The following is a 21,966-nucleotide window of genomic DNA, read 5'->3' on the forward strand; positions in this document are numbered from 1 at the left end:
TTACTGCTTCTTTGTGGCTATTTTCCAATAACGCCACGGCATATACCAGTGATAAGTTGCGCCAAGCCGTGTTGGCACAGGATCGAAGCCATGCGTTCCGAACGGGCCGCAGCGCATAATGCGGAATAATCCCATCCATGAACCGGCCCAAAGCCCATATCTTGCAATTGCTTCATAAGTATATTCGGAACATGTGGGTAAATGGCGACATTGGTTGCCGATGAAGCCCGAAAGTGTGAGTTGATAAAGACGGATAAGAGACGTTCCGATTAGTCGCCCCGGAGTTTTTCGCCAAGGACCTTGATAGTTCCGGATTACCGGTGTTGCCTTCTTTTCAGCCATTTTGTCGGGATTCAATCTGATCGATACAATCGACCACCGCGTCAAAAGTAAGCATAGTCGAGGGCTGACGGGCTTTATAATTCTTTATCGGTTCTAGGCAGGCAAAGTCCGCAAATTTTCCAGTTGGAACGGGCCCATCTTCTGTCAGCATGCGGTAGACCGTATCTCGCAAAGAGCGTAGCTCGTTCGCACTTAGGCCGATAACGTGACTTGCCATGAGCGAAGATGAAGCTTGCCCCAATGCACATGCACGCACAACATGGGCAAACTCTGTTACGACACCATTTTTCATTTTTAGATCAACGGTCACAGTCGAGCCGCAGATTCTCGAATGTTTTTGGGCTGTTGCGTCGGGCTTATCCAAACGGCCAATTTTATCTATATGTGCCGCGTAACCCAGAATTTTATCGTTATAAATTTCGTCAATCATATTTTGTTGCTCGAAAAAAAACCTGTTTTTTGTGATCTCACTTTGATTCTCGATATATGTGTTTATATAGGAGTAGTCGTTATAACTACCAAGTTTCTTTGGTAGTCAATTGGAGTCTATTTATGCAATCTGTTCGAAAAAGTGCACCCCTTTCGGTTAATCAGGCGATGAACCAACGTCCTAGCCGGGAAGAAGCAGAAGCTGCAGTACGCACTTTGTTACTGTGGGTAGGGGAAAATCCCGAGAGAGAGGGACTTGTCAATACTCCAAAGCGGGTTATCAAGGCCTATGAAGAAATGTTTGCCGGCTATAACCAATCGCCGGAAGAAATTTTGGGGACGGTGTTTGATGAAGTATCAGGCTATAATGATCCTGTCCTGATTAAAGATATTCCATTCTACTCCCATTGCGAGCACCATATGGTGCCGATCATCGGAAAAGCCCACGTCGCCTATTTGCCTGATGGTAAAGTCGTCGGTCTATCCAAGATACCGCGTGTGGTCGATGTATATGCCAAACGTTTGCAAACGCAAGAAAGCATAACTGCGCAGGTTGCGGATGCCCTTTACAAATATTTGAAGCCGCGCGGTGTTGCTGTACTTATCGAAGCCGAACACATGTGCATGGCAATGCGCGGCGTAAAAAAACAGGGCTCTACGACAATTACAGCAACATATCGAGGCTATTACAAAGACAACGTCGAGGCGCAGGTCAATTTTGTTAAAATGATACGCGGCTTCTGATGGTGACGAGGATAAAAATTGTCTGAACAACAATGTAATCGGGAAGAGGAAACACAATTTTCCCCCAAATTCGATGAAAAGGGTCTCGTCACTGCAGTGGTTACCGACGCAACTGACGGTAATCTTCTGATGGTTGCATTTATGAATGAAGAAGCATTGGCGCTTACTCTTGAGACAGGGATTGCACATTATTGGTCGCGATCTCGCCAAAAAATATGGAAAAAAGGTGAGAGCTCGGGAAATCTTCAGAAAATTGAAGAGATTCGGGTTGATTGCGATCAGGATGCACTCTGGCTCAAAGTCCATGTGCAGGGTGCCGGTGCAACCTGCCACACAGGTCATAAAAGTTGCTTTTATCGGCATTTGGAAATGAGTAATGGCGTTGCCACGCTCGAAGAAGATGATAAGAACCTCATGTTCGATCCTGATGAGGTTTATAAAACCTGAAATTCGCAGGACAATCATGGTCAAAACCGATTTTTACGGGAATGTTCGAATAAATATTCCCCTTTTTTCAAAAAAGGTCTTGTTTTGCTTCTGTCGATTTGTTAAATGCCGCCAGCTGATAAATTATCGGCTCCTACCACGTGCGGTCGTGGCGGAATTGGTAGACGCGCAGCGTTGAGGTCGCTGTGGGGAAACCCGTGGAAGTTCGAGTCTTCTCGACCGCACCATTTTCTTTTGGGGCGAGGGGCGAAAATTTTTGGGATCGGGGTTGAAAAACTTTCAGCCTCTAAAGTGCTATTTACCCAACTGAAATTTGTTCCCGAAAGTATGGAAATCACGATTCCGTCACTTTATTAATTTTTAATCTTTTGAATGAAACCCAATTTTATTGTGTGGAAGAAAATCTTCTTTTTATTAATTTAAAACAGCGTCCGAGCGTTTACAGTTCAGAAAATCGGCATTAAAATTTTAAATTAATAAAATTGCCAACTACATTTTTGTTTTCAGCCAATTACTTTTTGCTTTACGTATCGTTTTAGTAAATGTTTAATTTTTCAATAGAAATTAATTCCTATATTTTCTTTATTCGCAAATGAATTTGAAAAATATTCATAACGACAGACATATTATCGCACGTATCATCGCTATATTTTTTGAATTTGGCGTTCACATTGTTATTTTCAACTACTTGTTTAATAAAAGGCAACTTTGCAAACACAATGATGAATGATAATGTGACGCGCCGAGCTTGGTTTTGGATACATTCCTGTTTGATGGAATTAGAATGGAGACTGTTTTATGGCTGCAAAAGGTAAGACAAAATGGGGTTGGATAGCAGTCGGTGTGATTGTTGTAGTTGCAGCCTATAGCGGCTTGAAAACCTATCTTCACCCGGGATTGCCTGAAGGCATTGCTATGGGGAACGGGCGTATAGAGGCCACAGAAATCGATATCGCTTCGAAACTCGCTGGACGTATTCAGGATATTACCGTGAGAGAGGGCGACTTTGTCCATATCGGTGACGTCGTCGCGCATATGGATACCGATAATTTGAGAGCTCAATTACGGGAAGCTGAAGCGCAATTAAAACGGGCAGTCATTAATGTCGATACTGCAAAGATGGAAGTCGAACAGCGTCAGGCTGAACAAGAAGCAGCCGAAGCGACTGTTGCACAAAATGAAGTCCAGCGGGATAATTCCAATAGACGTTATCAACGTTCAGCAACATTGCAGCAAAAAGGCACTGTATCGACGCAGGTTCGGGACGATGATCAGGCAACATATGACGGCGCACTTGCCGCAGTTGCAGCGTCAAAGGCCCAATTTGCTGCAGCGAAAGTTGCCGTTTCAACGGCAAAAGCGAATGTTGTAAATGCCGAAGCGGCTGTTGATGCAGCCAAGGCAACGATTGAACGCATTCAATCGGATATTAATGATAGCGAGCTTAAGGCGACGAGATCCGGTCGCATACAATACCGTATTGCTCAACCGGGAGAAGTCGTGGCAGCAGGCGGTCGGGTGCTTAACCTCGTCGATCTCGGTGATGTTTACATGACGTTTTTCTTGCCCACAAAAACGGTCGGGAAAATTGCTATCGGCACCGAAGCGAGAATTGTGCTTGATGCAGCACCGCAGTATGTCATTCCAGCTAATATTTCATTTGTGTCCGATGTTGCGCAATTTACGCCGAAAACGGTTGAAACAGCTGAAGAACGTGCAAAGCTGATGTTTCGTGTTCGTGCACAAATCCCGCAAGATTTGCTGGAAAAATATATCAAACAGGTCAAGACCGGTTTGCCCGGTGTGGCTTATGTCAGAACTGATCCCAATGCAAAATGGCCGAAGATTGTTAGTACACCTGTAGTTAAATGACAGACTCAACCGAAACGAAAATACAGCCAACTAATGCACCAGTTGTAAAACTGAGCGGTGTCCGCTTGGTTTATGGTGAAAAAGTTGCGCTTGACGGGATCGATCTTGAGGTGCCAACGGGAAAAATGATTGGCATGATCGGTCCTGATGGCGTCGGGAAGTCGAGTCTATTGTCACTCATCACCGGTGCACGCGAGATACAGGATGGGACTGTCCGCGTTTTGGACGGCGATATGCGGGACAAACAACATAGGCTCGATGTCTGTCCGGATATTGCCTATATGCCGCAAGGACTGGGAAAAAATTTGTATCCAACCCTGTCTGTTCAGGAAAATGCCGATTTCTTTGCAAGGCTTTTCGGGCAAGATAGAAAAGAACGTGAGACGCGGATTGCTGAGCTTTGCGAAAGGACCGGTCTCAACGGCTTTGAAAGTCGCCCTGCGGGAAAGCTTTCAGGCGGCATGAAACAGAAGCTCGGCCTTATTTGCTCCCTTATTCACGACCCGAAGCTTCTTGTACTTGATGAACCAACGACGGGTGTCGATCCGCTTTCCAGAAGACAATTCTGGGATCTGATAGATGATATCCGGAAAGAGCGCTCAGATATGAGCGTGATGGTTGCTACAGCCTATATGGAGGAAGCTGCGCGGTTTGACTGGTTGATCGCCATGTATAATGGCAAAATTCTTGCAACAGGTACACCCGACGAGCTGCTTAAAAAAACTGGAACGCCTAATCTCGATGAAGCATTCATCGCTCTGATGCCCGCCGAAGAACAAAAAGGGCATGTAGAAGTTATTATTCCTCCGCGAAAAGAATCCGGCAACGAGGATATAGCTATCGAAGCAGATGGATTAACACAGCGTTTTGGTGATTTTACTGCCGTCGATCATGTCAGCTTTCGTATAAAAAAAGGTGAAATTTTCGGATTTCTGGGCTCGAACGGGTGCGGTAAAAGCACCACGATGAAAATGTTGACAGGGCTGTTACCCGCGACAGAAGGTACAGCAAAACTGTTTGGCAGACAGATTAACGCCAACGACATGGAGACGCGTCGCCATGTCGGTTACATGAGTCAGGCCTTTTCGCTTTATGCCGAATTAACTGTGCTCGAGAATCTGGAGCTGCACGCAAAGCTTTTTGAAATTCCGGCTGATAAAGTCAAGGCGCGTATGCAGGCAATGATTGACCGCTTCGAGCTTAAGGATGTGCTCGATGCGATGCCGGATTCATTGCCGCTTGGTATCCGGCAACGCATGTCGCTCGCCGTTGCATTACTGCATGAACCGGAAATTCTGATACTTGACGAACCGACATCGGGTGTGGATCCGATTGCACGCGATCAGCTGTGGCAACAACTCGGTGAATTATCACGCAACGATAATGTAACGATTTTCATTACAACACACTTTATGAACGAAGCGGAACGTTGTGACCGTATTTCGCTCATGCATGCGGGTAAAGTGCTGATTACCGACAAGCCTTCGGCGATTGTCAAATCCAAAAATGCCGATTCGCTCGAAGAGGCATTTATTGAATATTTGCAAGACGCAATCGATAAGCAAAATGCCGAAAAGAAAGCAAAGGAAAATGCTTCCGCCAAAAAGGAAGACGCTGGCGCACTTAAAAAAGTTGAAGCAGTTGAAGATAAAACGGACGGTAAAAATAGCAACAAACCGGTTAATGTCACTCAATCGCATGGAAAACGCTTTAAACGACGCTTCGATTTTATGCGGATGATGAGTTATGCCAATCGCGAGGCACTCGAATTGCGCCGCGATCCAATTCGGGCAACAATGGCGTTGCTCGGCAGCGTCATTTTGATGTTCGTGATAGGTTACGGCATAAACACCGAAGTCGAGAATTTGACTTTTGCGGTGCTTGACCATGACCAGTCGGTTATCAGTCGTGACTATGTCCAACAAATCTCGGGTTCGCGTTATTTTATTCAAAAAAAAGACATTGTTGATTACGATGATCTTGATGAACGGATGCGTTCGGGCGAGATAAGTCTGGCGATCGAAATTCCTCCCGAATTCGGGAAGAATATGGAGAGGGGACGCAATGTCGAAGTCGGAGCATGGATTGATGGCGCTATGCCGCTTCGTGCGGAAACCGTTCGCGGTTACGTGCAGGGGATGCACGCCCTATGGCTGCAGAACAAAGCCAGGACGTTGAACGGAAAAGCCGCAACTATGGGGGACTACAGGCTTGAGGTCCGATATCTCTATAATCCGGGTATCGAAAGTCTTACAGCTATGGTTCCGGCTGTTATACCTATTTTGCTTCTTATCATTCCCGCTATGCTTGCAGCTTTGTCTGTCGTGCGCGAAAAGGAAATGGGCTCGATTATCAATCTCTATGTGACGCCTGTAACAAGGCTCGAATTTCTGGTTGGTAAACAACTTCCTTATATCGGACTTGGTCTCATCAACTGTATATTGCTGTGGTTATTTGCTGTGTTCATATTCCGCGTGCATTTCACAGGCGGGATTTTAACCTTCATGTTGGCGGGGCTTCTCTATGTGGCTTTCTCGACGGCTTTCGGACTGTTGATTTCAACATTCATGAACAGCCAGATTGCCGCAATTTTTGGCGCCGCAGTTCTCACTATTTTACCGGCAACACAGTTTTGTGGTTTGATGGATCCGGTCAGCTCGCTTCAGGGAACGGGTCGTTTGATTGGAGATATTTATCCTACAACCTATTTTATTCTGATTTCGCGTGGTACTTTTGCGAAAGCACTCCAGTTCCACGATCTGGTCAGCTCATTCATCCCGCTTTTCCTTGCCGGACCAATTCTGGTCATAATAGCCTCGTGGCTTACAAAGAAACAGGCGAAGTAAAGTCATGAAGCTCAATCATATACTTGATCTCGGAATCAAAGAATTACTCGGCGTTTTTCGCGATCCGATGTTGCTGGTCTTGATCATTTATGCTTTCACAATATCGATTTATATTGCTGCAAATGCGACACCCGAAACACTGAACAAAACGCCTATCGCTATTGTTGACGAAGATAGTTCACCTTTATCAACGCGCATTGCTACTGCGTTTTTGCCGCCTTATTTCATTACTCCGGAAGACATCAATCAATCCGAGCTTGATTCGCGTATGGATCAGGGGATTGATACATTTGCCGTCGATATTCCGCCTAACTTCCAGCGCGATGTACTCGCGGGGCGCTCACCGGCCATCCAATTGGATGTTGATGCAACACGCACAACACAGGCGTTGACGGGCTCGCAATACATACAGCAAATTGTCGACTCGGAAGTCAACGAGTTTGTCTCGCACTATCGCTCGAAAGAGCCACAGCAGGTTTCGTTGACTTTGCGCGCACGGTTCAATCCCGAACTGGAAAAATCATGGTTTGGCTCGATTATCAATGTGATTGATAATGTGACGATGTTATCCATAATTTTGACGGGGACTGCTCTTATTCGTGAACGCGAGCATGGAACTGTGGAGCACCTTCTGGTTATGCCGGTGACGCCGACGGAAATTATGATATCAAAAGTGTGGTCAATGGGGCTTATTGTGCTCGTCGCGGCGACATTTTCTTTGGTTGTTATTGTCGAAGGATTGTTGAAAGTGCCGATAGAGGGCTCTGTAATGTTGTTTCTCGCCGGTACCGTGTTACATCTCTTCGCCACAACATCAATGGGAATTGCTCTCGCAACTGTTGCCGGCTCTATGCCCCAGTTTGGCCTGTTGCTTATGCTGGTTCTGATGCCGTTACAAATCTTGTCAGGTGGCATAACTCCGCGTGAAAGTATGCCTGAATTTATTCAGAACATAATGCTTGCGGCACCAAACACGCATTTTATTATGATGGCTCAATCAATTCTCTATCGTGGAGCCGGATTTACGGTTGTTTGGGAAAATTTTGCGGCTTTAGCAGTGATAGGATCTGTGCTATTTGCCTTCTCGCTCAATCGTTTCAGGGCTACACTTAAATGATAAAAAACATTCTGGCTCGCTATTTCGGTCTTTTGGTCTGTATTCTTTTTCTCGCAAGCTGCGGTGGGTCACGCGCTGTATTGTGGCATGGGAAGAATGCAACCCCTGCCACAGTTGGTGCTCGTAATGCTGCAATCGAGAAGCCGGGGAAACCGAAGGCGGTGATTCCTGTCTACGTTGCAACGAGCAGGCAAGCGCAGAATGATTATTCGGAACCTTTTGGTACAAAAAGATCGACCACTTTGAACTATGCACGCGTTGATGTCGGAATACCGCAACAGCATAAAAAGGGACTGGTCGAAACGAACGGCTATCGGCCCGACCTGAAGAAATATTTTTCGGCTGTCAATATGGTCAGGTATAGTGGCCGCGACGAATTCAAAAAGCAGCTTAATAAAGCGCTTGACCAAAAGCCGAAAGGGAAAAGAGAAATATTTCTCTTCATACACGGCTACAACAACAATTTTGCCGATAGCACATTCCGCGCAGCGCAATTTTCTTATGATTATTCGCTGAACGCCGTTACTGTTCATTATTCATGGCCTTCGGGTGGATCAATCCCGCTTTATGTCTATGACCGTGACAGCGCGGATTTTGCGCGCGACGGGCTTGCTGATCTTCTGACATTGTTGAGTGAAACGGAAGCTAACGAAATTACTGTCGTCGCCCATTCCATGGGAAATTACGTAACAATGGAAGCGTTACGTAGCCTCTCGCTTCAGGGTAAACGCTATCCGATCGACAGAATATCAAGTTTCCTTATGGCAGCACCGGATATTGACGTTGACGTGTTCGAGCGCCAGCTCAAAGATGTCAAAAAAATGCCACAACCAACTGCAGTACTTGTTTCCCGCAAAGACAAGGCCTTAGCAGTGTCCGGACGGTTGGTTGGTGGGCACGCTCGTGTCGGAGATGGTTCAAGCATACCGTTGTTACAAAAAAATGGCATTGCGGTTCTGGATTTGTCCGATGTTGATGGCGGTGCACATAATGTCTTTGCTTCGTCGCCGACTTTGATGGCTCTTGCCCATGACGGGTCACTTTCGACTTCTATGATGAAAGAAACAAGCGAGACGGGCGGTCAGCAAATGATTGACGATAGTGGAAATATATTGCGCGGCACAACCAATCTCATTTTCTACACTCCGGCCAGAATAATTTCAGCTGTTAGCCAGAATTGATGTCTGACAGAGTTGAAAACGCCGTACAATGATTAAAAATAAATGCAAGAGGTTTCGTTTCTTTGCAATTGGTCTGTTTCATTAAAGTGTTTTTAAGACTATACCGGCTACTTCCACTTACGCTCGTGCTTATAGTCGCCACCTCAATTGCTGCACCATCGGCTTATGCAATTGACAACGATGCTTTTGTTAAACGTTTTTCGGAATCTTTCGGAAAATCTGTTACTGTTTCCTATGGCAACGTGCTTGGCGACGGTGATCATCTTACACTTGATAATGTCCGGATAACAGGTACACCGATTTCACCCGATACATCATTGGGTAAAGTGGAATTTTCTGGTATCAAGGAAGAAGACCATGGCGGTTATTCCATTGAAAAAGTAGCAATACCCCAAATTTCCTATGTTTACGAAGGAAACACGATTAAAGTTGCCAATGTCACCTTTAGCAATGTGACACTACCTCCGAACAAAGGCCTTTATAACCAGAATATCGGTTTCCGGTATCAGAATGGTCAATTCAACAAGTTGGAATTGCAGGACAACGCCAAAAAACGTTTGGCTATGCTGGAAAAAGGCTCGGTTTCTCTTCATCCCTCTATTCGCGAAAACCCTATAGATTTTACAATCAATATCAAGAAAATAACTGTTTTTGTCGATAATTTTCCGGATGGTTCGACTAAAAAAGACTTTATTGCAATGGGATATAAAAATGCGACCGGGCGATTGGATATCTCGGGGGCATATGGTGGTTATCTTGCTATGATGGATTTGAAACATTTCCATCTTGTGCTTGATAAAGGTGGAGTGCTCGACGTCAGCCTGAAAATGGATGGTATGACACTTGACTCACTTTTAACCGTTGTCACACTTCAACGCGAAAATGAACGCGGTCATATCAAGTCTACCCAAATGTGGCTAGGTATGCTTGCTCAAGTTCAGCGTTATAATTTTTATGGTGGTAAATTAAAGTTTGAAGACCACTCCATTACGCAAAAGCTTGTTAATACCGAAGCAAAGAGATTGGGAATAAGTGCTGATGCGCTTAAAGCAAAATGGAAAACGGGGCTTCCGGGCTGGCTTTCTTTTGCAAAGGGCACGAATTTTGAAAATGAAGCCCAAAAAGCCGTAACAGCCTATCTGGACACACCCCGTTCATTGGAAATTTCATCAACTCCAATGGACAAATTACCCGTCATTATGCTTGCCATATCAGGAAAGCTTAGTCCGAAAGAATTCGTGCGCGAGCTTAACCTTGCAATTTCGGCAAATAAATAGCCAAGAACGGAAAATAGACCATTATACGATTGATGGATTAAGCCTCAGACAATTTCTGTTTTGCACTTTCGATTTTAAGCCGGAGAGAATTTTATATATCAAATTGTGTCGGCTTGCTTTCATTGAAATAGACGGTTGTTGACTGAAGACGTAAATGAAGTAGGAAAAATTTCCATCGATATTGAACGTCATCTATTTTGGATGCGTGTAAATTTTTCTGAAAATCTTTAGCGCCAATAATTAAACGATGAACGAGCAATTCAAGCGTACAAAAAATTTTAAAAAATTGAATTCGCAAAACTTTTACAGAAAATGGATTTTACTGATTATGTGCTCGACCTATGTTTTTCGCTAGCAATCCATTTGCCGTTTTATTCTCAAACCGATACCCATTATTGATTTAGATTCCGGCAGAATCGCTCAATCCGATTAATCCTATCGGCTCAATATTGTTGTTCAGAAAGTAGAGAGGGAATTGGTGGAGCTAAGCGGAATCGAACCGCTGGCCTCTTGCGTGCGATGCAAGCGCTCTCCCAGCTGAGCTATAGCCCCTTGGCGAATGGAACGTCCATTACATTGTAGGCGGTATTAAAGTGCAACGCCTAGAAGATCAAGAGCGATTTTCAATTCAGTTAAATTATCGTCTTAATTCTTTAAAAACAAACAAAAAAGGAGGCGAAATTCGCCTCCTTTTATTTTTATCGCATTCAGCCTGCTTTACGTGGCTCAACGAAGACTTCAACCGGAGGAAGTGTACCGGTGAATTTTTCGATTTCTACTACAGCAGTTTGACCACAATTCGCCTGAGCCAATTTTGAAGTCGATACACTGGTCGTCAGGTTGTTAACATCGCCGTATCGACAGAGCGAATGGGGCTCTCTCGGATTTACCGGATCATACCAGCCGCCTTCATTGATACGGATAACGCCGGGGCGGATAACGTCGGTTACTTTGATGCCGACCAAAATCTGTCCGCGATCATTATAGGCACGAGCAATGTCGCCATCTTTCAAACCACGTGCTTCTGCATCTTTCGGGTTGATCCAGCACGGTTCGCGTCCACCTATTGCATATTTTTCTCTCAATTTAGTACCGCACAATTGTGAGTGAAGACGATAAATCGGGTGATTGGATGCAATGTGAAGCGGATATTTTGTTGTCGGTCCATCAAGACGTTCAATCGGCTCCATCCATGTGGGGTGGGGCGGACAATCGTCATAATGCATCTTCTCGATATTAAGCGAGTAGATTTCGATTTTTCCGGAAGGCGTCCCCAAAGCATTGAGCAGCGGATCCTCACGGAAATCGGCATAACGGACAAACTGTTTTTGTGCTTCCTTTACAGGGAAACCGAGTGCTTCCTCGCTCTGCCAGAAAGTGTCAAATACCGGCATCTCCATGCCTTTGGCACGAGATTCAAGACGGGCTGACTCATAGAAGCTCTTGATCCAGTCCATTTCGTTCATGCCCTGGGTATATTCATCACGTTTACCAAGACGTTCACAGATATCGCTGAAAATGTCGAAATCGGAGCGTGACTCATACATTGGCTCGACAAGTTTCTTCATAGGAACAATGTGGCTCAATGCATAATCGCCCATTTGCTCAATGTCATTGCGCTCGTAAGAGGTTGTAACAGGCAAAACGATGTCCGCATGACGTGCCGATGCAGTCCATTGGAAGTCATGGACCACAAATGTGTCGAGTTTTTTCCAGGCTTCGACCATTTCGTTGCGGTTCTGTTGGTGCGAGAACGGATTACCACCAGCCCAGTAAACCATATGAATTTCAGGCAAGACAATGTCGGATCCGTTATATTTTATGGTTCTGCCCGGATGGAGCAGCGCTTCAACGAGGCGGCAAACCGGAATCGAGTTCGATTTTGGCTGGCAGGCCGAATTTGTCGCCCCGACATGGCAGCCTGCGGGCAATTCTGCTTCACTAGCAGCCGGACCGTCAGTGATACCACCGAGAATTGGGCCTGTTGCAGTCGGTGAGCCACCACTGCAATAGTGATAGGAGAAACCAAATCCGCCACCAGGCAAACCGATTTGTCCAAGCATCGAGCAGAGGGTGACCAACATCCAGTGGGCTTGTTCGCCATGATGCTGACGCTGGATAGACCAACCGGCAGCAATCATTGTGCGGTTTTTGGCAAAATCGCGAGCAAGTTGTTTGATTATGTCGGCATCAATACCACAAATTTTCGATGCCCATTCGGCCGTTTTCGGAGTACCATCTTCTTCGCCAATCAGATAGGCGAGGAATTTATCAAAACCGACGGTATATTTTTTCAGAAAATCTTCGTCATGAAGCTTTTCTGCGTAGAGTGTATGGGCAATACCAAGCATCATGGCAACGTCGGTTTGCGGGCGGGGAGCTAGCCACTCGCCGTTAAGATATTGGCAGGTTTCTGTTTTGATAGGATCAATACAAATAACGCGGATACCGGCTTTCTTGACTTCTTCAAGACCAACAAATGCGCCATGGTCGGCAATCAACCAACCAATCTGGTCCGTATTCACCGGATTACATCCCCAGAATACGAGCGTCTTGGTATTATCTCGTACAACGTCCCATGATGTGCACTGTTCATAAACTTCAAGAGACCCGACAACGTGGGGCAAAATAACCTGAGCAGCACCGGTTGAATAATCGCCGAGCGAGTTTACAAAGCCGCCAGTCGTCTTCAACATTCTGCGCAACAATGTACGGCAGTTGTGGAACTTGCCAACGCTTTTCCAGCCGTATGAACCGCCGAAAATTCCGTTAGAGCCGTATTTCTTACGAACGCGGGTTAATTCGCCGGCAACAAGGTCAATAGCCTTATCCCAGCTTACGCGAACGAAGTCACCTGTCCCACGCCCTTCAGGATCGGCACCCGGACCTTTTTCGAGCCAGGCACGACGAACCATCGGATATTTAATACGTGAAGGTGAATAGATAGAATCCATCATACCTTCCAACATTGGCGTTGGATGCGGGTCATGTTCCCAAGGTGTAACTTCAACCAAACGGCCATGGTCAACACGACCGCGGAAAACACCCCAGTGACTGCCGGACATAGTCAATTTGGAGGCTGATTGAGCCTGTGCACCGCGGCTGAGAAGTGAACCGCTCGCGGCACCGACCATGGTCAACATAGCACTACTTTTAAGAAATGAACGGCGGTTCATTTCCGGTAGGGTAATTTTTGTTTTGTCGAATGACATCGCATTCTCCTAGTGTTTAATGTTGTCTTGGTTGCCAAAGAGGCGACTAAAAGACGAAAGATAAATAATAAGCAACTCGACCAAATGGGCATAGAGACTGTGACTGGCCACTTTACCCAGCGCTGCATTCATTTCAGGTAGCCATAAAGCCAGACGTGCTATCATGTCGGCAATGGCATCCGTGTCATGTTGGCGAAAAGCTTCGGCCAAAGCGGCCAATTCCAAAGCTATATGATCGGCCGGTTCCTTGCAGGAAGACTTTACCGAAACGTCAAGTTTCGTCAGCACATCCAACATTTCAACATAAGGCGCTTGAAACAATCTTCCATTTTCATCCCGATAATAGCTTTCATAGGGAGGAACCGAAAGAGGTCCGGAAGCGCCATCAAACAAACTTATGTATTGTTGCGAAAGAAGGTGGTTGAGCTCTTCGACCGAATGATTGCGGAAAAAATCCGCAATCATTGTTGTCAATTCAACAGCTTGAAGCTCTTCACCAAATTCGCCCAGAAAAGTCATAACGGGAAGTGAACGACATTTCTCAACTGTTTCGATGCCGGGCGGTGCAATAAACAACTGGGCAAACCAGTCGATAATTGTGGCCTGAGCCTGATCTTCTTGAGTGGATATTTGTCGATTTTCGACCGACGACGTTTCTGATTGAGCAACAGCCATTAGTGTACCTCTTGATCTTCATTCACGTCTTTTGAATGGTTCTGAAGATAGCTTAGGAGCAACCGGTATTGATCGGGAGTCAATGAAGTATAGCGCTTCATTGCATTGAGATTACCGATCCACTGGTTGGCAAGCAAATGCCCAGGTTCAGGTAGTGAATGGCAAACGCTACACGTCGCACTGAAAAGATCCGACGTGTAAGACCACATATCACCGATCGAAACGTTGACATCCTTGTCACTTGTCCACAGTTCGACACTGACAGGGTACCACGTTTGCTTTGTCTCGGGATCTACAACGGCTTTTCCAAGCTTGTAGGACGCCATCGCTTTGTCACCCAACACCGCATACATAATGCGTTGGCCCTGTAAAGCATAGACAACCGAGGGGGCGCCAGCCATTTGCCAACCGTCAAGGCGAACTTTCAGCTTATCGCCTTTGTGGTCGAGCACGGCAAGTTTTGCTGCGGCCAGAAGTTTACCGTCCTCGTCCCCTGAACCATTTTCGTCAATATAGAACGGTTTTGTGTAGACTGCATATAGTGTGTCTGCACCTTTAACCGCGCTATCTGTCGATGTCGGCAAAGTAACATCAAGTTTGTTTGTCGTGGGTAGCATAACAAGCTTTGAAGTATGGTTGGATTCAGGCTGTCCGGGAGCCGGCAGATCAACACCCGGCAATGTTTTGATATAAGCAGCCATAGCACGAAGATCCCCGTCAGGAAGTTGTTTCGTATTTTTGATGACTTCCGCCATATCACCACCGGCGATTTTGTTAATCGGGCTTTGACCGGTTTTCAAATAGTTGAAAATCGAATTTTCAGCCCAGAATTTAATGCCTGTATCATCCTGACTGATGTTCGGGAAATGCCCTTTACCATCAGGAGTAGAACCGCCGCCATAACGCAGATTGCTCTTTATCACGCCGATAAAATTACGTGTCGAATGGCATTCTGCACAATGTCCGGCACCTTCAACCAGATAACGTCCACGCTCAAGAAGAGCCTGTTCATCTTTAGTGTCTTTCGTGTCAGTGGTCGGAGTAACTTTCATTGGTGACAACGGTTTGCCATCAAGAAAAGCCAGGCGCCAAACACCAATGCCGCGACGCATATTGAACGGGAATTTTAAATCATGATCAGGTGCAACACCTTGCACAGGTTCGAGCGATTTGATGTAGGCAAAAAGATCGCGAACGTCATTTGCTGTCAAACGCTGATATGACGTGTATGGAAATGCCGGATAAAGGTTTTGTCCATCGGGCATGATGCCATTCGGCCCTACACCTTCACGGACCGCTTTAGTGAACTGTTCAAGCGTCCAGTTACCAATGCCGTCCTTTTTATCCGACGAAATATTAGGCATATAAAAACGCCCGAATTCTGTGTCCAATGCACGCCCGCCACCCAGTTTTAACGGGTTATCCTGATTGGGCGAAGCATGGCAAGTCGAGCAGTCACTGGCGACAAACACAATGCGCCCATTTTCCAAATCCGGCGCAGAATTGTCAGCAACGTCTCGTGTGGGATGAGTAAGTGACCAAGTGATCGGGGAGGTAAGGACAAAAAAACCTACGATCCCTATTACAACAAGGACCAAAAACCATCGGGTTAGCCGTTTCATATTTTTGGCATCCTTCTATACAACATTATATTCAATTTCTCTCTTCGTGACCTTTAATCCTGTTTCTACCTCCAAAACAGGCAAGCACTCCGGTTTGCGTTACATAAACGCAACGAACTATTTATAGTTGCAAAATATCACTATTTCGTGACAGAAAAAATTTTTCCCAAAAAAATAAAAAAATTAAAATACGCTGAAAAAACAGCAAGTTGTGAGTCAACAATTATCAATTACCAAAAAATGTGTAACGAAGGTATCCAATTTTGGTACATTAATAATTTTCACAACAAGAAAAATCGGAAAAGCTGATTTTTAAGCACAAGTTTTTTAACATCATTTATTTTTACTGATTCCGACCTCATAATTTTGGTATCGGTAAAATCCGCATAGCGAATATCAATCAGTTATGCTCAGCATGGTTTGTTTTCTAAATTATACTGTCATGGTTATTGTCCGTCATTTGCTTGGAATGCCTATGAGAAGTGACCGGTCTATCTGTCTTTAATTCGGTGCCGTTATTATTCTCATCCCTTTTTGCATAAAACTTCGGTAATGGTGGAGAAATCATGGCTACTCACCAATTTAAGGTTCGTTCAACATCGCCCTCTCATCTGATAATCCCGTTCATACGGTCGGATACGCGATCATCCGGATGTAGACATCTTAAAAAAACTTCAAAAATTTGGTCGAGCTACGCTGAGTGTGAGGGAACATTTTGTCGGTAACCTCGGGTTTTTTGATTTCATGAAAAGAGGGAATAATTAAAATAGCTGGCTGTTTGAAAGTATCAGTCAATCAACCGTAGAGTGTATAAAAGTCAGCCAAAGATTATTTTGACCAAAAAAATATTTCGGATCATGATCCGGAACATAAGTTGTCCGGATTATTAAAAAATTTATTTTCAACAATTGATAAATTTTGAAAATTCAATAATTTTAGGTATGCATTCGCCTTTTTTTCATAAACGAAACAATATAGAAAAGTTAAAAATATAACAGTATGATTGAGGTGGCAGTTATATTTTTATCAATACAAATTCCAATATATATTTTCGATAATAAGTTCGAAATAATCAAAAAAACAACTTGTTTGATTACAAAAACAATCCATATCTCGAAGGGTGCGCTTTCGGGCGCCCACTGTAAAATTCGTCAAAAAACCACTGTTGGAATGCGTGGACCATCTGAACGAGTTCGGAAAATATTCATGTGTTCCTAGCCAATGAAGGAGACCATCATGGCAAAGACGATGCAAGCCGCGGTTGTGCGTGAATTTGGAAAGCCCCTTACCATTGATGAAGTACCGATTCCCGAACCCGGGGACGGAATGATCCAGGTGAGTGTCCAGGCATGCGGCGTATGTCACACAGATTTACATGCCGCACATGGCGACTGGCCCGTAAAACCGAATCCTCCGTTTATTCCGGGGCATGAGGGGGTAGGCTATGTTTCTGCAGTTGGCCGAGGAGTCAAACATGTAAAAGAAGGCGACAGGGTTGGCGTGCCATGGCTTTATACGGCATGTGGATGTTGTTCACACTGCCTTGCCGGTTGGGAAACCCTTTGTGAAAATCAGCTAAATACAGGTTATTCGGTTAATGGTGCTTTTGCCGATTACGTCGTTGCCGATCCGAATTACGTCGGACATTTACCGAAGGATATCGGGTTTAATGAAATTGCCCCGATCCTGTGTGCCGGCGTCACTGTATATAAAGGTTTGAAAGTTACCGATGCCAAGGCTGGCAATTGGGTAGGAATTTCGGGAATTGGTGGCCTTGGACATTTAGCTGTCCAATATGCCAAAGCTATGGGATTCAACGTTGCAGCAATCGACGTAGCCGATGACAAGATAGAACTTGCCAAAGAGCTGGGTGCCGATATCGGCATCAATGTGACAAAATATAGTGATCCGACTGCCGAATTGCGTAAACTGACCGACGGTGGCGTTCACGGTATGGTTGTTACGGCTGCATCACCAAAGGCTTTTGAACAAGCTTTGGGCATGGTCCGGCGTGGCGGAACACTGGCGATGAACGGCCTTCCGGCTGGTAGTTTCCCCGTCTCGATTTTCAATATGGTGCTCAATGGTGTAACCCTTCGCGGGTCAATCGTCGGCACTCGACTTGATTTACAGGAAGCTCTGGATTTCGCAGCTGCGGGTAAGGTCAAATCGCATATTTCGACTGATAAACTTTCTGACATCAATCACATCTTTGATGATATGATGGCAGGAAAGATCGAGGGACGTGTGGTCCTTGATATGACAAAATAAAACTTAAAAAATTTCGATATCAAAATTTTACGGGCCTGATTTTTTGGGCCCGTTTTTTTAAAAACTCTCGTTGGTTTAAAAAAATGTTGGTACCGACGAACTCTCCCGATTTTTCCCGTTCGATTATAAAAATTTATAACCGCTGAAGAAGCGGGTAGAGCGGTACTGGCACCGTCCATTTTAGTGATGCATACTATATTTCGCTCGTTAATTAAAACCGTAGCATCTAACTGGTAAAATAGTTTCAATATCCGAAATCGCAATATTTATTTATCTTCAAGAGTTTCATGTCAGGGCTGAAAGATGCCCCACGACCGCTAATTCGGAATGAATTTCAGCAGATTTTAAAACGGCTTATCAGAGATAATTTCCCGATGAATGGCGTATTGAAAATAAGATTTTGCCATTAGTCATCGTCGTATCGGGCACGGAAAATCCGGTTTAACCGGGTGATAGATAATAACCGAAAGTATAACTGGCCTTTTGATATTATTCACAGGTAAAATTTTTGTTTTCGTCAATACTGTAGACAAATCTATCCGGTTAATAATAAATAATCGGATGCTTTTTGTTTGCAGTGGAGGTAGCAAAGAGCAGCTTATTTCTGGCAGGAATATTTACCGGAGGAGGGGAATATGGCCACCAAAAGAATTCCGTTGTCGTTCAGACAGACAATCATATTAATTTCGTTGGCGATATTGGGTGCTTTTTCATTAGGATATATAGCACTCGAACGAGGCGAAACGATTAACGCGATGTGGATCGTCGTTGCAGCGGTCTGTGTCTATCTTGTTTCTTATCGCATTTACGGGCTTTTTATTTCCAATATTGTGCTGAAAGCCGATAATACGCGGATGACGCCGGCTTACCGTCGTAACGACGGTCTTGATTATGTACCAACGGACGAAAAAATTCTTTTTGGGCATCATTTTGCCGCTATTGCTGGTGCCGGACCACTCGTTGGTCCGGTACTTGCCGCACAAATGGGCTATTTACCAGGCCTCTTATGGATTTTAGCCGGCTGCGTTCTTGCCGGAGCCGTACAAGATTTTATGGTGTTGTTTATATCGACACGCCATGACGGGCGTTCACTGGGTGAACTTGTTCGTGAAGAAATGGGTAACGTCGCTGGTGTGATTGCTCTGATTGCCTGTTTCATGATTATGATTATCATTCTCGGCGTTTTGGCAATGGTTGTTGTCAAGGCGTTGGCGGGAAGCCCTTGGGGCACTTATACCGTTGGTTTTACAATCCCGCTGGCTTTTTTTATGGGGGTCTATTTACGCTATTTTCGTCCGGGACGAATTGGTGAAGTGTCAATAATCGGCTTGGTGCTTTTATTGTTCGGAATCGTTTCAGGCGGTTGGATAAAAGATAGTACCTATGCAAGCTGGTTTACGTATGAAGCAACAACGTTAACCCTCTTCATAATAATTTACGGGTTTATTGCGGCGGTTTTGCCGGTCTGGCTATTGCTTGCTCCGCGTGATTATTTGTCTACTTTTCTTAAAATCGGAACGATTGTTGCCTTGGCAGTGGGAATAATAGCGGTACGACCGATGTTGGAAATGCCGTCTCTCACCAAATATGTGGATGGTAGCGGACCCGTATGGGGTGGAAACCTCTTTCCATTTTTGTTCATTACCATTGCCTGCGGTGCTGTTTCGGGTTTTCACGCACTTATTTCCTCGGGAACCACACCCAAAATGTTGGCTAATGAAGACCAAGCCTGCTTCATTGGTTATGGTGGCATGTTGATGGAATCCTTTGTCGCCATTATGGCGTTGATCGCGGCAAGTGTGATCAATCCGGGTGTATATTTTTCGATGAACGCACCGTTGAGTGTCCTTCTTCCATCAGGAACGGGAGACCTTGTTCAATCTGCTGCAACGGTTGTCTCCGGATGGGGCTTTCAAGTAACTCCGGACATGCTCACCAATATTGCTCATGAAGTCGGCGAAAAATCTATTGTTGCAAAAACGGGCGGCGCACCAACGCTGGCGGTTGGAATGGCGCATATTTTGCACAATGCATTAGGTGGCTGGATGAGTATGTCCTTCTGGTACCATTTTGCCATTTTGTTCGAAGCATTGTTCATTCTTACAGCTGTCGATGCCGGTACGCGTTCAGCTCGTTTTATGCTTCAAGACCTGATGGGCATTGCATTTCCGCATATGCGCAAAACCGATAATCTTTTTGCCAACCTTGTTGCTACCGCGCTCGTTGTCTTGATGTGGGGGTATTTCGTATATCAGGGAGCTGTTGATCCGAAAGGCGGCATATATTCGCTTTGGCCGTTGTTTGGCATAGCAAACCAGATGCTTGCGGCTGTGGCTTTACTTCTGTGTACGGTTGTTTTGTTCAAGATGAAACAACAACGTTATGCGTGGGTAGCAATTCTGCCTTCCGCATGGTTGTTTGTTTGTACAATGACAGCCGGTTGGCAAAAGGTATTTGATGCAAAACTCAGCTTTTTTGTTGCCGCGAGCAAAGCACCAAATAGCCAGTTAGCACTTGGTAATTATATAAATGGTGTTTTAACGGCTTTATTCATGCTCGTCGTTCTGGCTTTAACGTTCTTTGCCATTAGATCAGCGTTAAACGCGCTAAAATCCGATAAACCTATCGTCAATGAATTGCCCTATGAACCATTTCCAACAAAACCGGTCGAAATCAAGTGATTGGAACGCTTCGGAAAGTAAAAGTCTAAGGGATTTTAGGAAACAGTTTATAGTCTACGTAAAGGAATTTGGTTATGTGCTTGAATTTTTTAAATGTCGGGAAATTTCTCGGCAAAACAGCAAAGCTCATGGTCGGGGTGCCGGATTATGATACTTACGTTTGCCATATGAAATCGGTTCATCCGGATCAACGACCGATGTCTTATAACGAATTTTTTCGTGAACGTCAGGAAGCAAGATATGGAGGGAAGGGTGGCTTTAAATGCTGTTGACCGAACGAAATCGTAGAATAATTGGGTAAGTGTAATCAGTTTTATCCACGTGGAGGATGATATGTGGAAGAAAGTTTTGTTGACGAGCTTGGTAATGCTCACAGGATGTTTGACGTTACATGGTTCCTATCGGATTACAGTTGAAGACAAAGATGGCAAGCCGATCAATACAAAACTTGACTTATATGCCGAGGGATCAGGGATATACACTGTAAGAAATAGCATGTGTTCGGTTTACCCCGGTGCAGTCATTCGTATCCGCGACAGCAATACTAATCAGGAATTGAAGAGTGAAAGCCCGTATCATTGCCGGTAAGGGAACCCGCCTCTTCCGGCCTTTATATGGATATCGCTTTTGATTGTCGTATTGTTTTTTGAAGTCCGTTCGGTTTAAAAATGTCAACGATTGTACATACGAAAAAGACAGTTGGTTTAATTGTTCCCTCTGGATCTACCAAAAAATTCTGCGTTGAAATTGATATTAACTAACAAAAATAGACAATAAAATTGGGAATTGCTTTAGCGTTCATATTTGATCAATGACGAGGAATATGCTGGTAACGGAATGCACCTGAAGGGGCACATTAAAAAACTATCAAAAATTGGGTATTCACAGGCGTTTGTCTGCATTATAGAGCTGCCCAAAATGAGAAGCGTATGCTGTCGTTTTTGAGACGAACAACCCTCCGTCGTTCTTTCAATTGGAATACCAGGTTAACGTTGCTAACGGCAGTCTAGAAGAACTTCAAAGGCTTTTTAAATTGCTGTAACAATCATTGCGAATAGCCTGATTGTAAATATCGAAAAACTCGAAAAAGCCGATACCATATCAATGTCGGTAATCTGACAGTTTATCGGCGTACTAGAACAACGTTTCAATCGCCTGAGGTTTCGGAAGTCGCTTCTCAATCATCCATCAAAAAAACAGGCTCCCGAAACTCATAAACGAAACCAGCGAAAATGTTGCAACTGACATCT

General features: G+C 44.8%; 16 protein-coding genes and 2 tRNA genes. 12 read left to right on the forward strand and 6 right to left on the reverse strand.

All coding sequences use genetic code 11. The features are described from left to right. Together yidD and H3V12_RS02805 are read right to left on the reverse strand one after the other, a co-directional pair. Entirely contained in the window at positions 1-342 is a 342-nt protein-coding gene (gene yidD, locus H3V12_RS02800) for a membrane protein insertion efficiency factor YidD (protein WP_198212654.1), read from the reverse strand. Continuing rightward, complete coding sequence (locus tag H3V12_RS02805; RefSeq protein WP_075870624.1) at positions 335-772, reverse strand: iron-sulfur cluster assembly scaffold protein; 438 nt, start codon at positions 770-772, stop codon at positions 335-337. Before H3V12_RS02805 ends, yidD begins: the two co-directional genes overlap by 8 nt. 122 nt (positions 773-894) lie before the next feature. Between H3V12_RS02805 and folE the strand changes: the two genes are divergently transcribed. From folE to H3V12_RS02845, 8 genes are all read left to right on the forward strand, one after another. Next, positions 895-1,515, forward strand: a complete 621-nt coding sequence (folE, locus tag H3V12_RS02810) for a GTP cyclohydrolase I FolE (protein ID WP_198212656.1) — start codon at positions 895-897, stop codon at positions 1,513-1,515. Between the two features lie 18 nt (positions 1,516-1,533). Further along, positions 1,534-1,962, forward strand: a complete 429-nt coding sequence (gene hisI, locus H3V12_RS02815; RefSeq protein ID WP_198212658.1) for a phosphoribosyl-AMP cyclohydrolase — start codon at positions 1,534-1,536, stop codon at positions 1,960-1,962. A 142-nt stretch (positions 1,963-2,104) separates the two neighbouring features. Continuing rightward, positions 2,105-2,189, forward strand: a tRNA-Leu gene (locus H3V12_RS02820). A gap of 571 nt (positions 2,190-2,760) precedes the next feature. Next, positions 2,761-3,834, forward strand: coding sequence for an HlyD family efflux transporter periplasmic adaptor subunit (locus tag H3V12_RS02825; protein ID WP_198212660.1), 1,074 nt, complete (start codon positions 2,761-2,763; stop codon positions 3,832-3,834). Next, a complete protein-coding gene (gene rbbA, locus H3V12_RS02830) occupies positions 3,831-6,680 on the forward strand; it encodes a ribosome-associated ATPase/putative transporter RbbA (RefSeq protein ID WP_198212662.1) in 2,850 nt (949 codons plus the stop codon). The genes H3V12_RS02825 and rbbA overlap by 4 nt, the downstream gene beginning before the upstream one ends. 4 nt (positions 6,681-6,684) lie before the next feature. After that, complete coding sequence (locus H3V12_RS02835) at positions 6,685-7,797, forward strand: ABC transporter permease (protein ID WP_075870629.1); 1,113 nt, start codon at positions 6,685-6,687, stop codon at positions 7,795-7,797. Next, complete coding sequence (locus H3V12_RS02840; protein ID WP_198212664.1) at positions 7,794-8,978, forward strand: alpha/beta fold hydrolase; 1,185 nt, start codon at positions 7,794-7,796, stop codon at positions 8,976-8,978. Before H3V12_RS02835 ends, H3V12_RS02840 begins: the two co-directional genes overlap by 4 nt. 62 nt (positions 8,979-9,040) lie before the next feature. Further along, positions 9,041-10,255, forward strand: a complete 1,215-nt coding sequence (locus H3V12_RS02845; RefSeq protein WP_198212666.1) for a hypothetical protein — start codon at positions 9,041-9,043, stop codon at positions 10,253-10,255. A gap of 476 nt (positions 10,256-10,731) precedes the next feature. On the opposite strand, the gene H3V12_RS02850 is transcribed toward H3V12_RS02845, so the two are convergent. The 4 genes from H3V12_RS02850 to H3V12_RS11315 all read right to left on the reverse strand — a co-directional run bounded on the left by H3V12_RS02850 (position 10,732) and on the right by H3V12_RS11315 (position 15,764). After that, positions 10,732-10,807: transfer RNA gene (locus H3V12_RS02850), tRNA-Ala, on the reverse strand. Between the two features lie 155 nt (positions 10,808-10,962). Beyond that, on the reverse strand, positions 10,963-13,467 hold the full coding sequence (gene torA / locus H3V12_RS02855; protein WP_198212668.1) for a trimethylamine-N-oxide reductase TorA: 2,505 nt from the start codon (positions 13,465-13,467) through the stop codon (positions 10,963-10,965). A gap of 9 nt (positions 13,468-13,476) precedes the next feature. Continuing rightward, positions 13,477-14,142: a molecular chaperone TorD family protein gene (locus H3V12_RS02860; protein ID WP_075870633.1), complete on the reverse strand. Its 666-nt coding sequence runs from the start codon at positions 14,140-14,142 to the stop codon at positions 13,477-13,479. Next, entirely contained in the window at positions 14,142-15,764 is a 1,623-nt protein-coding gene (locus H3V12_RS11315) for a c-type cytochrome (RefSeq protein WP_198212670.1), read from the reverse strand. The genes H3V12_RS02860 and H3V12_RS11315 overlap by 1 nt, the downstream gene beginning before the upstream one ends. 1,236 nt (positions 15,765-17,000) lie before the next feature. Between H3V12_RS11315 and adhP the strand changes: the two genes are divergently transcribed. The 4 genes from adhP (at position 17,001) to H3V12_RS02885 (ending at position 21,304) form a co-directional block, all read left to right on the forward strand. Beyond that, entirely contained in the window at positions 17,001-18,035 is a 1,035-nt protein-coding gene (adhP, locus tag H3V12_RS02870; protein ID WP_075914604.1) for an alcohol dehydrogenase AdhP, read from the forward strand. Positions 18,036-18,670: 635 nt separating this feature from the next. Next, positions 18,671-20,716: a carbon starvation CstA family protein gene (locus tag H3V12_RS02875; RefSeq protein ID WP_198212672.1), complete on the forward strand. Its 2,046-nt coding sequence runs from the start codon at positions 18,671-18,673 to the stop codon at positions 20,714-20,716. A 74-nt stretch (positions 20,717-20,790) separates the two neighbouring features. Continuing rightward, positions 20,791-20,988 (forward strand): YbdD/YjiX family protein, encoded by a 198-nt coding sequence (locus H3V12_RS02880; protein ID WP_075917226.1) that lies wholly within the window; start codon positions 20,791-20,793, stop codon positions 20,986-20,988. A 61-nt stretch (positions 20,989-21,049) separates the two neighbouring features. After that, positions 21,050-21,304 (forward strand): hypothetical protein, encoded by a 255-nt coding sequence (locus tag H3V12_RS02885; protein WP_075917124.1) that lies wholly within the window; start codon positions 21,050-21,052, stop codon positions 21,302-21,304. The last annotated feature ends 662 nt before the right edge of the window (positions 21,305-21,966 follow it).

Source organism: Bartonella sp. W8167 (assembly GCF_016100335.1).
GTDB classification, from domain to species: domain Bacteria; phylum Pseudomonadota; class Alphaproteobacteria; order Rhizobiales; family Rhizobiaceae; genus Bartonella; species Bartonella apis.

Coding starts and splice junctions, on each gene's coding strand:
- H3V12_RS02825 (WP_198212660.1), top strand. CDS start 2,761: ATGGCTGCAAAAGGTAAGACAAAATGGGGTTGGATAGCAGTCGGTGTG.
- H3V12_RS02880 (WP_075917226.1), top strand. CDS start 20,791: ATGTGCTTGAATTTTTTAAATGTCGGGAAATTTCTCGGCAAAACAGCA.
- H3V12_RS02860 (WP_075870633.1), bottom strand. CDS start 14,142: ATGGCTGTTGCTCAATCAGAAACGTCGTCGGTCGAAAATCGACAAATA.
- H3V12_RS11315 (WP_198212670.1), bottom strand. CDS start 15,764: ATGAAACGGCTAACCCGATGGTTTTTGGTCCTTGTTGTAATAGGGATC.
- folE (WP_198212656.1), top strand. CDS start 895: ATGCAATCTGTTCGAAAAAGTGCACCCCTTTCGGTTAATCAGGCGATG.
- H3V12_RS02835 (WP_075870629.1), top strand. CDS start 6,685: ATGAAGCTCAATCATATACTTGATCTCGGAATCAAAGAATTACTCGGC.
- rbbA (WP_198212662.1), top strand. CDS start 3,831: ATGACAGACTCAACCGAAACGAAAATACAGCCAACTAATGCACCAGTT.
- H3V12_RS02885 (WP_075917124.1), top strand. CDS start 21,050: ATGTGGAAGAAAGTTTTGTTGACGAGCTTGGTAATGCTCACAGGATGT.
- H3V12_RS02875 (WP_198212672.1), top strand. CDS start 18,671: ATGGCCACCAAAAGAATTCCGTTGTCGTTCAGACAGACAATCATATTA.
- H3V12_RS02840 (WP_198212664.1), top strand. CDS start 7,794: ATGATAAAAAACATTCTGGCTCGCTATTTCGGTCTTTTGGTCTGTATT.
- adhP (WP_075914604.1), top strand. CDS start 17,001: ATGGCAAAGACGATGCAAGCCGCGGTTGTGCGTGAATTTGGAAAGCCC.
- torA (WP_198212668.1), bottom strand. CDS start 13,467: ATGTCATTCGACAAAACAAAAATTACCCTACCGGAAATGAACCGCCGT.
- H3V12_RS02805 (WP_075870624.1), bottom strand. CDS start 772: ATGATTGACGAAATTTATAACGATAAAATTCTGGGTTACGCGGCACAT.
- yidD (WP_198212654.1), bottom strand. CDS start 342: ATGGCTGAAAAGAAGGCAACACCGGTAATCCGGAACTATCAAGGTCCT.